Source organism: Streptacidiphilus pinicola, from assembly GCF_003258295.1.
GTDB classification, from domain to species: domain Bacteria; phylum Actinomycetota; class Actinomycetes; order Streptomycetales; family Streptomycetaceae; genus Streptacidiphilus; species Streptacidiphilus pinicola.
The window spans coordinates 82,502-96,259 of the sequence record NZ_QKYN01000074.1; the positions used below are offsets into that span (position 1 = coordinate 82,502).

The following is a 13,758-nucleotide window of genomic DNA, read 5'->3' on the forward strand; positions in this document are numbered from 1 at the left end:
TCCGCCGCCGCTGTTCCCCACACGGCAGCACACCGCCAGGAGCGCGCCGTGTCACCGGGCCGCGCGTCGCGACCGGACCACCCTGACGGCGGCACGCCGCCAGGACGCCGGGCGTGGGACTCCGTCAGCAGCGGTGCGTGATGCGGGCGACCACGTCGGACCAGCCGGCCTCGAGCTGCTGGGCCGTGCTGCCGCGGCCGGTCAGCATGTGGTGGACGAAGGTCGCGTCGAGGGTGCCGAGGAGGGTCTGCGCGAGCAGCTCCAGGTCGCCGTCCACGCCGGCCTGACCCAGCAAGAGCGACAGGTGCCGCGCGCGGACGTTGCGCGGCGGCGCGGCGTAACGGCTCGCGGCCTGCCGGTCGGACTCCAGGTAGAGGTTCATGTTGTCGAGCAGGTGCCGCAGTGACGCGATGCCGAAGGCGTCCAGTCTGGCGATCGGGTCGGCGCCCGGTCCGAGCGGTGGCGGGCCGAACATGAAGGCGTCCTGGAACTCCCGTTCCGTGCGGTCCAGCACGGCTAACAGCAGGCCGGCGCGGTCGCCGAAGCGCCGGAACACCGTGCCCTTGCCGACGCAGGCGGCCGCCGCGACGGCGTCCATGGTGAGGTGCTCGGCACCCCGCTCCTGGATCAGCGCGGCGGCGGCCTCCAGCAGTTTGACGCGGTTGCGCGCGGCGTCGGCGCGCTCGGACGGATCCTGGTCGTGGAGCGGGAGGGCGGCGGATCGCGCCTCGGGGCTGAGCGGGATCGGCTCGGACGGCTGGGTCATGGGGTCAGCGTAGCGGCCCGTGAGACGAAGTGGACCGTGGTCCGCTTCTCTGTCAGAACTTGAACCGGACTACGGTCCGCTCAGATTCACCACTCAGATCCACCGCTCGGACTTCGAGCTGAACCACCTCTCGGGAGATCCCATGTCCGTCCGTATCGTCGCCCTCGTCGGCAGCCTCCGCGCCGGTTCGCACAACCGCCAGCTGGCCGAGGCCGCCGTCAAGCTGGCGCCGGAGGGCGTCGACGTGGCCATCGTCGAGGGTCTGGCCGACGTCCCGTTCTACAACGAGGACATCGACGTCGAGGGCTCCGTCCCGGCCGCCGCCATCGCGCTGCGCGAGGCCTGCGCCCCGGCCGACGCCCTGATCCTCTTCTCGCCCGAGTACAACGGCACCACCCCGGCCGTGCTGAAGAACGCGATCGACTGGCTGTCCCGTCCGTACGGCGGCGGCACGCTGACCGGCAAGCCGGTCGCCGTCGTCGGCACCGCCTACGGCCAGTTCGGCGGCGTCTGGGCCCAGGACGAGGCCCGCAAGGCCCTCGGCGTCGCCGGCGCCAAGGTCCTCGAGGACGCCAAGCTGTCCATACCGGGCTCGGTCGTCCGCTTCGCCGAGACCCACCCGGCCGACGATGCCGAGGTCGCCGCCCAGCTCGTCGCCGTCCTCGGCCAGATCGCGGCCGCCGCGGCCTGATCGCCGCGTCCGCCCCGCGTCGGTGCGCGCGTTCTGCGTGCCGGGGCGGGGCAGCGGCGTTAGGGTTCGAGCCATGCGCTATGTGATCGTCGGGGCGGGCGCCGTGGGAGGCGCGATCGGTGGGCGGCTGGCTCAGAGCGGGCGGGAGGTCGCCCTGGTGGCCCGCGGCGCGCATCTCGACGCGCTGCGCACCGACGGGCTGCGACTGATCACGCCGCAGGGGACGGAACGGCTGCGCATCCCCGCCTACGCCCACCACGAGGACATCGGCCCGCTGCGGCGCGACGACGTGATCATCCTTGCCGTCAAGTCGCAGGACACGGAGGCCGTGCTGAGCGACTGGGCGCGCGCCGCCGTCACCGGCGGCGGCACCGCGGGTGAGATCCTGCCCGTCGTCTGCGCGCAGAACGGCGTGGCCAACGAGCGCACCGCGCTGCGCTACTTCGCCGACGTGGTCGGCATGTGCGTCTGGCTCCCCGCCACCCACCTGCAGCCCGGCACCGTCGTCGCCCACTGCGCGCCGCTGTCCGGAATCCTGACGCTGGGAGGATTCACGGGCGCGGCGGAGCGGTACGCGCGGCTGCTCGCCGCCGACCTCAACGGCAGCAGCTTCGACGCTCCCGTCGTCCCCGACGTGATGCGGTGGAAGTACGGCAAGCTGCTCAACAACCTGGCCAACGCCCTGGAGGCGCTGGTGGGCCGCGACGGCGTCCCGGATGCGGCGGACCTGTGGCAGACCGTGCGCGGTGAGGGCGTCGCCGTCCTGGAGTCGGCGGGCATCGCCTACTCCACGGAGGACGAGCGCCAGGCCGTGCAGGGCAGTCGGATGGGCGTCGTGCCGATCCCGGACGTGGTCCGGTCCGGCGGCTCGACCTGGCAGAGCCTGACGCGTGGCGGCGGCGTCGAGGTGGACTTCCTCAATGGCGAGATCTCCATGCTGGGCCGCCTGCACGCCGTGCCCACCCCCGCCAACGACCTGCTGCGCCGCGAGGTGATCCGCCTCGCCGCGGAGGGTCTGCCGCCCGGCAGTGCCACCTCGGACGAGCTGCGCGCGGAGCTCGCCAAGGCGGCGCTGTAGCCGGAGAGGCGGGTTACTCCGCCGCCGCGCTGACGCGGTAGGAGGTCCCGTCGGCGGAACGGGTCAGGAAGCCGTTCTCGACGAGGTAGCGGCGCAGGGCCGCGCAGTCGTCCCAGTACTGCTTGAGGGCGATGTTGACCTCGGGCTCGGTGTACGAGACGCCGCGCTCGAAGACCCGGTCGGTCAGGTGGGCGAGCAGTGCGAGCCGGCGGGCCGGCCTGGTCGGCATCTCGGTCAGCCGACCGTCCTTGAACAGCTGCGCCACATCGGACGCCTCGGACCGCTCGGGCGAGCGCATCGCCTCGGTGAACGCCTCCGGGCGGGCGTACACCCGACCGTCCAGCGCCTCGACCAGCCCGGCCTGCGCGAGCCTCGCCAGATGCCTTTCCAGGTTCGCAGCCTTTCCGAACCCGCCGGCGTCCAGTCCCTCCGCCCCGGCGAGCACGGCCTGGGCGAAGACCCGGAGCCGCTCCTGGTCGGCGAGTGCGGAGGCGAGGGGCGCGAGCGATGCGATATCAGGCATGACGCCCAGGCTAGGGAGCGGCGGCCGACGGAGGCGACCGCTTTTCAGCGCGGGTTGGCCTCGCCGCTGGGGCGGCGTATGCGGTCGACGAAGCCGAGAACCTCGTCGGCGGTGGGCCAGCGGCCCGTGGTGAGGCGCTGCGGACCGGGCGGCTCCTCCGTCTTGGCCGAGGGGGCGGCCCAGTGGCGGAGGGCGTCCGCCTCCTGGGTGCACTCGTCGCTCAGCCGGTTCAGCTCGTCCTCCGAGAAGCGGTGCTGGCGGTCCTGGACCGCCCAGCGGAGCTCCTCCGCCGCGTGCGTGATCCGCTCGGCGCGGGCCCGCAGCTCCGGCAGCTTGGCGTCGACGCGGGCGACCTCGGGCTCGCGCTCCAGGACGCGCAACTGCGCGTCCAGCTCCGCGCCGAGCTCCTCCAGGCGCTTGAGCAACTGCAGCGACTCGCCGACCTGCGCGTCCTGCGAGGCGGCGGACTCCAGGGCCTGGCGCGTGCCCTCCAGCGCGCCGCGCAGCCGGAGCCGCACCGAGGCGATCCGGCCCGGTGCGCCGGGGTTGGTGTAGGCGCGGGCCTTGAGCGCGACGTTCTCGGCCTTGACGCCGACCGCGCGGGCGGCCTTGACCGTGCCCACGACGACGAGCGCGCAGCCGCAGATCAGCGCGCAGAGGACCAGTAGCATGACGATGAGGACCACGGGACCCAGCACCGGTCAGCCTCCTTGCTCCCGCCCGAACCAGAGAACTCCACGGTAGCCGCTGGATCCGACGGTGAGCTCGTCCGGAGGGACGAGACCGGGCAACATCAGGGATCACTCCGGGGACGTTTGCGGGAGAACCCTGAGTTCACCCTGAGTCCGACGAGTTCGGTGCGGCCGCTCCGCTCCGCTCAGTCGGTCGCGATGCGCCTGGCCCAGCGCATGTCCGGCTTTCCGGTGGGGGTGCGCTCGATGCCGGGCACCAGGTGCAGGCGGCGCGGCACCTTGTAGCCCGCGACGTGGGCGCGGCAGTGCGCCTGCAGCACCTCCAGGGTCAGCTCGGTCGCGCCGTCGCGCTGGTGCACCAGGGCCACCACCGTCTCGCCCCAGCGCTCGTCGGGCGCGCCGACGACCACGGTGTCGTAGACGGCCGGGTGGGACTTGATCGCCGACTCCACCTCCTCGGGGAAGACCTTCTCGCCCCCGGTGTTGATGCACGACGAGCCGCGGCCGAGCAGGGTGATCCGGCCGTCCTCCTCACGCCTGGCCCAGTCGCCGGGGACGGCGTAGCGGGTGCCGTCCGGGGCGGTGCGGAACACCTCGGCGCTCTTGGCCGGGTCGCCGAGGTAGCGCAGCGGGATGTTGCCGCGCCGCGCCAGCTTGCCGACGACACCCGGGGGCAGCGGGTTGAGGTCGTCGTCGACGACCTCCGAGTCGCCGATGGGCTTGGTGGTGACCGTTCCCTGGCCGCCCTTCTCCTCGGCGCTCCAGTGGGCCACGCCGCCCGCGCCGCCCTCGGAGGAGCCGACGGCGTCGCTCAGGTAGAGGCTCGGGAACCTCTCCAGGAACCGCAGCTTGACCGGCGTGGAGAACAGCGCCGCGCTGCTGACCACTCCGAACAGGGAGCTCACGTTGTAGCCCCCGGCCTCGGGTGCGTCCAGGGCCTCGACCAGCGGGCGGCCCATCGCGTCGCCGGTGATCATCACCAGGTTGACCTGCTCGCTGCCGACCAGCTCCCACACCCGCTCCGGCACGAAGCGGTCGATCAGCACCGCCCGGTTGCCCTTGAACAGCTGCTGCATCAGGCCCCACTGGGTGGCGCCGTGCATCAGCGGGGCGATCGGGAAGAAGGTGACCTGGTTGGCGAATCCGGTGGTGACGATCTCCTCCGGGGTGGCCATGCGGTGCCCGTTGGTGACGTCGATGCCGCCGCCGAGCGCGAAGAAGACGTCCTCCTGCCGCCAGACCACGCCTTTGGGCAGGCCCGTCGTGCCGCCGGTGAAGAGCAGGTAGTGATCGTCGGGGGAGCGCGGCGCGAAGTCGCGCTGCGGACCGCCGGAGGCGAGCGCCTTCTCGTACGGGACGGCCGGCAGGGCGGGCACGGCGGCGGCCGCGCCGTCGTCCATCACGATCAGGTGCCGCAGTCCGGGCAGGCGGGGCAGCACCTGGGCCACGCGGTCGGCGTAACGCTCCTGGTAGATCAGCGCGGCGGGCTCGGCCATGCCGAGCAGATAGGTCAGCTCGTCCGTCACGTAACGGTAGTTGACGTTCACGCAGACCGCGCGGATCTTGCAGATCGCGAGCAGGGACTCGACCCACTCCGCGCTGTTCAGCGCGTACACGCCGACGCGGTCGCCGGGGCCGATACCGGCCTCCTGCAGGTGGTGGGCCAGGCGGTTGGCCCGCTCGTCCAGCTCGGCGAAGGTGCGCCGCTGGACGGTGGTGCCGTCGGCGGAGGCGCAGCTGATCGCCTCGCGCCCGGGGAAGTGGTCAACCGCTTGCTCGAACAGATCGGCCAGGTTGAATTCCATGGCCGGAGCGTAGGAGCGGTTCCAGGAGAACTCCAGGGTTCCGACGTCTTGAACTTGTTCTTGGAGCGGCACTTGAAAAGCCGTCAGCAAGACTGCAACCTGTTCTAGATCTGAGCGGGATTCGGTCGGCGCGGCATGCGGAGGCGGCCCATGGCAGGCACAGAACATCTGATCGTCGAGCGGGAGGGCGCCACGCTCGTCCTGACGCTCAACCGGGCCGAGGCCAAGAACGCGTTCTCGATACCGATGCTCGTGGGATTGCACGACGCGTGGATCGAGGCCGACGCGGACGATGACATCCGGTCCATTGTGCTGACCGGTGCGGGCGGTGCTTTCTGCGCCGGAATGGACCTCAAGGCGTTGGCCGGCGGAGGATTCGCGGAGAACGACCCCTACCGCGCGCGCCTCGCCGCCGATCCGGAGCTGCACTGGAAGGCGATGCTGCGGCACCACCGCCCGCGCAAGCCCGTCATCGCCGCCGTCGAGGGCGTCTGTGTGGCCGGTGGAACGGAGATGCTCCAGGGCACGGACATCCGCGTCGCCGGCGAGTCCGCGAGCTTCGGCCTGTTCGAGGTCCGCCGCGGGCTCTTCCCGATCGGCGGCTCCACGGTCCGTCTCACCCGGCAGATCCCGCACACCCACGCGCTGGAGATGCTCCTCACCGGGCGCCGCTACAGCGCCGCCGAGGCGCGCGACATCGGCCTCGTCGGCAGCGTGGTCCCCGACGGCACCGCCCTCAAGCGCGCCCTGGAACTCGCCGAGGCCGTCAACGAGGCCGCACCGCTGGCCGTCGAGGCTGTCAAACGCTCCGTCTACGAGACGGCCGCCATGACCGAGGCGGACGGGCTCAAGCGCGAACTCGAGCTCGGCTGGCCGGTCTTCGCCACCGAGGACGCCAAGGAGGGCCCGCGCGCCTTCGCCGAGAAGCGCCCGCCCGTCTTCCGCCGCCACTGAGAGGAACGAACGCCATGCCCCCCGAGGTGCTCAGCGCACCGCTGATCGTCGAGTTCCCGTTCACCCGTTCCACCGGACCTGTGCTCGGCGCCTTCCTCACCGGGCTGCGTGAGCGCGTGGTGCTCGGGGCGCGCGGCAGCGACGGACGGGTGCTCTGCCCGCCCGCCGAGTACGACCCGGTCACCGCCGAGGAGCTGACCGAGCTGGTGCCGCTCGGGCAGCTCGGCACCGTCACCACCTGGGCGTGGAACGAACGACCGCGCCCCTACCAGCCGTTGGACACGCCTTTCGCCTGGGTCCTGGTCCGGCTCGACGGCGCGGACACCGCGCTGCTGCACGCACTCGACGCGCCGCGGCACGCCGTGCGCACCGGCATGCGCGTCGCCATCCGCTGGGCCGACGAGCGCAGCGGCGCCATCACCGACATCGCCTGCTTCGAGCCCGCGCCGAACGCCGGGGCCCCGGGCGACAGCCACCGAGCGGAGGGCTCCGCCGCATGACCACGGCCGCCGAACTCCTCGCCGGCATCCCGGAACTCGCGGGCGTCGAGCCCGTGACCCGGGTGACCATCCCGGCCCGCCTGGAGTACACCTACTCGCCCGGCAGCGCGCAGACCCGATTCCTCACCGCGCTGCCCGACAAGCGCCTGCTGGCCGAGCGCTGCCCGCGGTGCACCCGCGTCTACGTGCCGCCCCGCGGCGCCTGCCCGACCTGCGGCATCGCCGCCACCGAGCAACTGGAGCTGCCGCACACCGGCACCGTCACCACCTTCTGCATCGTCAACATCGCCGCCAAGGGCCTGGACGTCGAGGTGCCGTACTGCTACGCCTACGTGCTCCTCGACGGTGCCAACGTCGGGCTGCACGCGCGCATCGGTGACACCCCCTACGCCGACGTCCGCATCGGCCAACGCGTCGAGGCCGTCTGGAACGAGCAGCGCCTCGGCCCGAGCCTCGCCTCCATCAGCCACTTCCGCCCCACCGGCGAGCCCGACGCCGACCCCGAGAGCTACCGGAGGTGGATGTGAGCGGCACCGACCACCTAGACGCGCCCACGGGCCTGCGCGACGTCGCCGTCGTCGCGTTCGCCCAGAGCAGCCACACCCGGCGCACCGACCAGCTCTCCGAGGTCGAGCTGCTCATGCCCGTCCTCCACGATGTACTCAAACAGACGGGACTGACGGCCAACCGGATCGGCTTCACCTGCTCCGGCAGCAGCGACTACCTCGCCGGCCGTGCCTTCTCCTTCACCATGGCCCTCGACGGCGTCGGCGCCTGGCCGCCGATCTCCGAGTCGCACGTGGAGATGGACGGGGCCTGGGCCCTGTACGAGGCGTGGGTCAAGCTGCAGACCGGCGAGGCCGACACCGCGCTCGTCTACTCCTACGGCAAGTCCTCGCCCGGCAGCGTCCGCGACGTGCTGACCCGGCAGCTCGACCCGTACACGCTCGCGCCGCTCTGGCCCGACTCCGTCGCGCTGGCCGCGCTCCAGGCGCGGGCCCTGATCGACGCGGGCCACACCGACGAACGGCGGCTCGCCGAGACGGCGGTGCGCAGCCGCCGCGCGGCCACCGCCAACCCGCACGCCCAGCTGCGCGGCAGCGCCGACGTCGAGGAACTGCTGCGACAGCCCTACGAGGTCGAGCCGCTGCGCCGCCACGACTGCCCGCCGATCAGCGACGGCGCGGCGGCGGTGATCCTCGCCGCGGGCGACAGCGCCCGCGCGCTGCACGTCAACCCGGCCTGGATCCGCGGCATCGACCACCGGATCGAAGCCCACCAGCCGGGCGTCCGCGACCTGACCGAATCGCCCTCCACGCGTCTCGCCGCCACCGCGGCCGGCGCCTTCGACGCGCCCTTCGACGCGGCCGAGCTGCACGCCCCGTTCACCGCGCAGGAGATCGTGCTGCGGCGCGCCCTGGACCTGGGCGACGGTGTCCCGGTCAACCCCTCCGGCGGCCCGCTGGCCGCCAACCCGGTCATGGCGGCCGGGCTGATCCGCATCGGCGAGGCCGCCGCGCTGATCCACCGCGGCGAGGCGCGCCGGGTGCTCGCCCACGCCACCTCCGGGCCCTGCCTGCAGCAGAACCTGGTGGCCGTCCTCGAGGGCGCCGCCGGCACCGAGGGAGGTGCGCGATGAGCAAGCAGCCCGTGGCCGTCGTCGGGGTCGGCCAGACCAGGCACGTGGCGGCCCGGCAGGACGTCTCCATCGCCGGGCTGGTCCGTGAGGCGGCCGTCCGCGCGCTGGAGGACGCCGAGTTGGGCTGGTCCGACATCGACGCCGTGGTCATCGGCAAGGCACCGGACTTCTTCGAGGGCGTGATGATGCCCGAGCTCTACCTCGCCGAGGCCCTCGGCGCGGTGGGCAAACCGATGCTGCGCGTCCACACCGCGGGCTCCGTCGGCGGCTCGACGGCGCTCGTCGCCTCGAACCTGGTGGCGGCCGGGGTGCACGGCACGGTGCTCACCGTCGCGTTCGAGAAGCAGTCCGAGTCCAACGCGATGTGGGGTCTCTCGCTGCCGATCCCCTTCCAGCAGCCGCTCACCGCCGGGGCCGGCGGCTTCTTCGCTCCGCACGTGCGCGCCTACATGCGCCGCACCGGCGCGCCCGACACGGTGGGCTCACTGGTGGCCTTCAAGGACCGCCGCAACGCGCTCAAGAACCCCTACGCCCACCTGCACGAGCACGATCTGACGCTGGAGAAGGTGCAGTCGTCCCCCATGCTGTGGGACCCGATCCGCTACTCGGAGACCTGCCCGTCCTCCGACGGAGCCTGCGCGTTGGTGCTCACGGGGGAGCGCGGCGCCGCCCGTGCGCCCCGGCCGCCGGCCTGGGTGCACGGCGGGGCGATGCGCAGCGAACCGACGATCTTCGCGGGCAAGGACTACGTCAGCCCGCAGGCGGGCCGGGACTGTGCCGCCGACGTCTACCGCCAGGCGGGCGTCACCGATCCGCGCGGCCAGATCGACGCGGTGGAGATGTACGTGCCGTTCTCCTGGTACGAGCCGATGTGGCTGGAGAACCTCGGCTTCGCCGACGAGGGCGAGGGATGGAAGCTGGTCGAGGCGGGTGTGACCGAGATGGACGGCGACCTGCCGGTCAACCCCTCGGGCGGCGTGCTCTCCTCCAACCCGATCGGCGCGTCCGGCATGATCCGCTTCGCGGAGGCGGCCCTCCAGGTCCGCGGCCTGGCGGGCGAGCACCAGATCCACGGCGCCCGCCGCGCGCTGGGCCACGCCTACGGCGGCGGTGCGCAGTTCTTCTCGATGTGGCTGGTGGGAAGCGAGCGGCCGGATCACTGAACCAGGTCTCCTACCAGGCCGATCCGCCCGTTGTCACCCGCACGGGCGGATCGTGTCGAAGCCCTCTACCGCAAACTGTCGCGGAGATTACAGTGGGATCAACTGACGGCGGGAGGAGCTCGACGTGGCAAGCGACGCATTCTTCGACGTGACCGCGGAGACCGGCATGTTCTCTCAGCGGGGCCCGATCGGGGTTGGCGTTGAGGAGAGGAAACCCCAGCTCGATCTCAACGGAGCCGAGTGGCTGTCCAGCAGCCAAGGCGTGGGCGACGTGCAGGTCGCCTTCATCGACGGATTCATCGCGATGCGCGATCGGCGTGCCCCCGAGGGGCCGTCGCTGATCTTCACCCCGGCGGAGTGGAACGCCTTCGTGCTCGGCGCGCGCGACGGCGAGTTCGATCTGACCTGAGACAGCAGGCTGGAAGGAACAGAGCGCCGCGTCGACCACCCCCACGGGGTCGACGCGGCGCCCAGCCCGCTCGCACACGCCCCCACGCGGTGCCGAGCAGGCCCGCCCGCCGTGGCCGAGTGGCCAGGTGGGCGAGATTTCTGGTGGAAGTGCCGGTCCCGTCCCCACCGGTCCTCCTCGCCGGGCTCCAGGCTGGCAGAAGGAGCACACCGTCCGCAGGCGCACGGCCGAACCTGGGCCGATGCCGCTTGCGGAAGGAGAGGACGACCGAACGGCCGGGGAACTGCGGGCTCGCCGAGGCGTCAGCGACTCGGGCGGCACACGCGACATGCAGCCGACACCACGCGCATGAGGTCGATATGACCCCTGCTCACCAGTCGCGGCGGTCTCTGCATGTCGCCGAACGTAATCGGAACGTGATCCGTTCGTCAACCTGATCTCGGTACCTGGTGCGTCTACCGACCGTCCGGACCACGACCCGCCACCCGCCGGTCACGCGTTCGTCATCTGCGCGGGCACGTACGATGGCCTCATGGCATTCCTTCGCCGCCGCTCCGGCACCCCCGCAGGCCCGGACTTCGACATTCTCGCGATGGATCCCGGTGACTGGCCGGGCGACTTCGGGGCCGTGCTGCTCAGTGATCCGGAGGACGGCAGCTGCCACGGCGTGCTGCTGCGCTACGACCTCATGGGCGGCCGCGGCCCGTCCATGATCATCGGCAATCTGCGGGCCGGCTCAGCCGCTCGCGAGCCCGAGGACGGCGTGCCGCTCGAGGTCCACCAGATGCTTGCCGTGGTCGGCAGTGAGGAGCCCATCGAGGTCCTCGACAGCGAGGACTTCCCCGTCATGCTCGACGACGGGCTGCTGATCGTGAAGAAGTTCAAGCTCAGCGAGGGCCGGCTGGCCTGCGTGCAGTTCGGTCGCAGCGACGACGTGCTGGTCACCGTGGTCACCTGGGACCGCCCGGTCAGCGAGGACCTCTACAAGCTCCTCAAGCCGCTGCCCGCGGACATGTTCCAGGCCTGAGCGGAGCGACGACGCCGACGATGTCCTTTCCCCAGGCCGACGAGGCCCTGAACCGACTGCCGCGCGTCGTCGACCTGCTCGCGGCCCGCGCCGACGAGCACGACCGCGAGGGCGCGTTCCCCTACCAGGGGATCGAGGAGGTCCACGCGGCCGGTCTGCTGACCCTCACCGTCGCCGCCGACCACGGCGGCGCGGGCGCCGGGCTCACCGAGACCGTCAGGCTGCTCGCCGCGCTCGGCAGCGGCGACCCGTCCGTCGCGCTGCTGGCCGGGGACACCCTGCTCGCGCACGAGGCCCAGGCCCGCACCCGGCGCTGGCCCGCCGCCGCGTACCGGGCGCTGCTCACCGACTCCCGGCGCGGCCCGGCGCTCGTCGGCCTGCTGCCGCCCGGCGGCCCCGGCGCCGAGGCAGGCGCCGAGGTCCGCGCGCAGCAGTCGCCCGACGGCTGGCAGTTGAACGGTCGCGAGCACGGCGTGCCGGGAGCGGAGGCGTTGGCCTGGCTGCTGGTCGCCGCCGGGACCGATCCGGCGGAGGGCTCCGCGGAGGAGCCCGGCCCCGCCGTCTTCCTGCTGCCCGGCGACACACCCGGCCTGATCGTCGAGCCCGGCTCGGACCAGCTCGGCCTGCGCGCGGCCGCCCACCAGGACGTGCACTTCGAGCAGGTGCTGCTCGACGACACCCACCGGCTGCCGCCGCCCGACGCCCGGGACGAGGCCGGCCGGCGGCTGGCCGTGGCCGCCATCTGCCTCGGCACCGGCCGCGCGGCCCGCGACTGGCTGACCCGGCACGTCAAGGAGCTGTCCGAGCTGGACCGTGGCGCGCTGGAGCTCGAACTCATGGCGGCCGAGGAGCTGTTGACCGGCCTGGCCGCCGCGGTCGACGCGGCGCGCCCCGGCGCGGACCGGCGGGCCCGTCTGCTCGCGCCCCGCGTCGCCGATCTCGCGCTCGCCGTGGTGCACCGTTCCGTCGCCCTCGCGGGACCGGCCGGTCTCCATCGCACCGTGTCGCTGGAACGCCATCTCCGCGACGGCCTCAGCGCCCGCGCGCTGCTCCCGGCGGGCGCGCCACTGCTGCGCGCGGCGGCGGAGGCGGAGTAGCGCCGCTCACCGGTCCGTGCCGAGCCCCAGACCCAGGCGTACGGCGCGCTCGACCGCGGAGTACGCGCCGTCGGCGCGGTGCAGTTCGAGCGGGCCGGTCGGCATCAGCGGGGGCTGGGCGAGGAAGCGCGGGACTGTGCCGTGGTGGGGCTGGGCGGCGTGGATCAGGAACGGGTGGCAGAGGTACACGTCGCCCGCCTGTCCGGTGGCCAGCGCGAGCGGGCGCTCCGGCGCGTCCAGTCGGCCCGCCGCGTCCATGGTGCGGCACAGAGCGAAGAGGTTCAGGCCCGCGTCCCCAGCGGGCTCCAGGAACGCCGGGACGTCCAGGTGTGAGCCGACCTTGATGCGGGTCGGCGCGTTCTCGGCGTCCACGTCCGAGAAGAGGAAGAGCATCAGCAGGGCCCGCTCCCGGGACCTGAGGTTGAGCCAGTAACCCGACGAACCCTCGGGCGTGAAGCTGCCGTCCATGTGCCAGCCGGCGTCGCCCGGATCGTCCGGATGCGGGAACCGGACGGGAAAGGTGCCGAGGCCGTCGCGCGGTACCCAGCGGCCGGGACCGACGAGCTGGTCGAAGGCGTCGTGCAGGCGATCCGTCGTGGCCGCGCGGCGGAACGGCTCGGAGCCGTAGCCGTCCAGCCGGACCACGGGTTCGGTCCACGTGGCCGGGTCGTCCGGGTCGAGCCCGGTCTCGCGCCACAGGAAGGCGCGGCATTCGTCGGCGAGGGCACGGTCGAAGGCTTCGGGGAGGTGGACGAAGCCCTCGGTGACGAACTGTTCGACCTGGTCGGCGCTGAGTGGAGGTTGACCCATGGGCCGATTGTCCGCACCGCCGAAGAGCGGCGGCAAGCGAGTTTCTCGGCCCCGTGGCAGTCCCAACGCGCCCTGTCCCAGCGGCCTCCGCCTCAGCGGGTGCCGACGGCGGCGCGGACCGCGCGGCGGGCGAGGGCGGCGTCCTCGTGCAGGCGGCGGATCAGGATGCGCTGCTCCTCGCCCGCGCCCGGGACGTCGTGGAGACGGATCTCCCGCATCAGCACCAGGATCAGGTTGACGAGGAAGGCGTCGCGCCCGAGGGTGCCGGTGGCCTGCGCGATCTGGCTCAGCTGGCGGCGCGCGCCGGTGTCGCCGGCCATGACGCTCCACAGCAGCGCGAGGTCGTAGCCCGGCAGGTACCAGCCGGCCTGCTCCCAGTCGACCAGGACCGGACCGGAGGGCGCCAGCAGCACGTTGGTGAGCAGCGCGTCCCCGTGGCAGAACTGCCACGGGGACGCGCTGCTCACCAACGTGCTGCTCGCGCCCTCCGGTCCGGTCCTGGTCCACTCGCAGCAGGCCGGCTGGCACCTGCCGCGCTACGACCTCGCGCTGCTGTGGAGCGTCATGGCCGCGACACCGGCGCCCGCCGCCAGCCGGTCCCACT

At 72.7% G+C, this 13,758-nt stretch carries 13 protein-coding genes and 3 pseudogenes; 10 read left to right on the plus strand and 6 right to left on the minus strand.

The window, feature by feature from the left end; genetic code table 11:
* Nucleotides 1-124: 124 nt before the first annotated feature.
* Nucleotides 125-766, minus strand: coding sequence for a TetR/AcrR family transcriptional regulator (locus tag DN069_RS19690; RefSeq protein WP_111502571.1), 642 nt, complete (start codon nt 764-766; stop codon nt 125-127).
* A 142-nt stretch (nt 767-908) separates the two neighbouring features.
* On the opposite strand from DN069_RS19690, the gene DN069_RS19695 reads away from it, so the two are divergent.
* The gene (locus DN069_RS19695) at nt 909-1,457 is read left to right on the plus strand and encodes an NAD(P)H-dependent oxidoreductase (protein WP_111502573.1); all 549 of its coding nucleotides are present in this window, start codon (nt 909-911) and stop codon (nt 1,455-1,457) included.
* Between the two features lie 73 nt (nt 1,458-1,530).
* Nucleotides 1,531-2,535 (plus strand): ketopantoate reductase family protein, encoded by a 1,005-nt coding sequence (locus tag DN069_RS19700; protein WP_111502575.1) that lies wholly within the window; start codon nt 1,531-1,533, stop codon nt 2,533-2,535.
* Between the two features lie 13 nt (nt 2,536-2,548).
* On the opposite strand, the gene DN069_RS41675 is transcribed toward DN069_RS19700, so the two are convergent.
* The 3 genes from DN069_RS41675 to DN069_RS19715 form a co-directional block, all read right to left on the minus strand.
* Nucleotides 2,549-3,058 carry a DUF2087 domain-containing protein gene (locus tag DN069_RS41675; RefSeq protein WP_243639458.1) on the minus strand — a complete coding sequence of 170 codons (510 nt, stop codon included), beginning with the start codon at nt 3,056-3,058 and terminating at the stop codon, nt 2,549-2,551.
* A gap of 44 nt (nt 3,059-3,102) precedes the next feature.
* Nucleotides 3,103-3,729, minus strand: coding sequence for a hypothetical protein (locus tag DN069_RS19710; protein ID WP_133259978.1), 627 nt, complete (start codon nt 3,727-3,729; stop codon nt 3,103-3,105).
* Between the two features lie 206 nt (nt 3,730-3,935).
* Nucleotides 3,936-5,555, minus strand: a complete 1,620-nt coding sequence (locus DN069_RS19715) for an acyl-CoA synthetase (protein ID WP_111502579.1) — start codon at nt 5,553-5,555, stop codon at nt 3,936-3,938.
* Nucleotides 5,556-5,705: 150 nt separating this feature from the next.
* On the opposite strand from DN069_RS19715, the gene DN069_RS19720 reads away from it, so the two are divergent.
* The 7 genes and pseudogenes from DN069_RS19720 to DN069_RS19755 all read left to right on the plus strand — a co-directional run bounded on the left by DN069_RS19720 (nt 5,706) and on the right by DN069_RS19755 (nt 12,344).
* Nucleotides 5,706-6,509: a crotonase/enoyl-CoA hydratase family protein gene (locus tag DN069_RS19720; RefSeq protein WP_111502581.1), complete on the plus strand. Its 804-nt coding sequence runs from the start codon at nt 5,706-5,708 to the stop codon at nt 6,507-6,509.
* Nucleotides 6,510-6,523: 14 nt separating this feature from the next.
* Nucleotides 6,524-7,536 (plus strand): annotated as a pseudogene (locus DN069_RS41680) (Zn-ribbon domain-containing OB-fold protein).
* A 32-nt stretch (nt 7,537-7,568) separates the two neighbouring features.
* Nucleotides 7,569-8,648: a thiolase domain-containing protein gene (locus DN069_RS19735; protein ID WP_111502617.1), complete on the plus strand. Its 1,080-nt coding sequence runs from the start codon at nt 7,569-7,571 to the stop codon at nt 8,646-8,648.
* Entirely contained in the window at nt 8,645-9,811 is a 1,167-nt protein-coding gene (locus DN069_RS19740; protein WP_111502587.1) for a thiolase domain-containing protein, read from the plus strand. The genes DN069_RS19735 and DN069_RS19740 overlap by 4 nt, the downstream gene beginning before the upstream one ends.
* 166 nt (nt 9,812-9,977) lie before the next feature.
* Nucleotides 9,978-10,220 carry a DUF397 domain-containing protein gene (locus DN069_RS19745; protein WP_111502619.1) on the plus strand — a complete coding sequence of 81 codons (243 nt, stop codon included), beginning with the start codon at nt 9,978-9,980 and terminating at the stop codon, nt 10,218-10,220.
* 532 nt (nt 10,221-10,752) lie between these two features.
* Nucleotides 10,753-11,247: a hypothetical protein gene (locus DN069_RS19750; protein ID WP_111502589.1), complete on the plus strand. Its 495-nt coding sequence runs from the start codon at nt 10,753-10,755 to the stop codon at nt 11,245-11,247.
* A 20-nt stretch (nt 11,248-11,267) separates the two neighbouring features.
* Nucleotides 11,268-12,344, plus strand: coding sequence for an acyl-CoA dehydrogenase family protein (locus DN069_RS19755; protein WP_111502591.1), 1,077 nt, complete (start codon nt 11,268-11,270; stop codon nt 12,342-12,344).
* 6 nt (nt 12,345-12,350) lie between these two features.
* Here the strand turns inward: DN069_RS19755 and DN069_RS19760 are convergent, their stop codons facing one another.
* Both DN069_RS19760 and DN069_RS19765 read right to left on the minus strand, forming a co-directional pair.
* Complete coding sequence (locus tag DN069_RS19760) at nt 12,351-13,154, minus strand: phytanoyl-CoA dioxygenase family protein (RefSeq protein ID WP_111502593.1); 804 nt, start codon at nt 13,152-13,154, stop codon at nt 12,351-12,353.
* Nucleotides 13,155-13,246: 92 nt separating this feature from the next.
* Nucleotides 13,247-13,600, minus strand: a pseudogene (locus DN069_RS19765) (phosphotransferase); the annotation flags it as partial.
* Between DN069_RS19765 and DN069_RS41685 the strand changes: the two are divergent.
* Nucleotides 13,593-13,758, plus strand: a pseudogene (locus DN069_RS41685) (aminoglycoside phosphotransferase family protein); the annotation flags it as partial. The pseudogenes DN069_RS19765 and DN069_RS41685 sit on opposite strands and share 8 nt — an antisense overlap.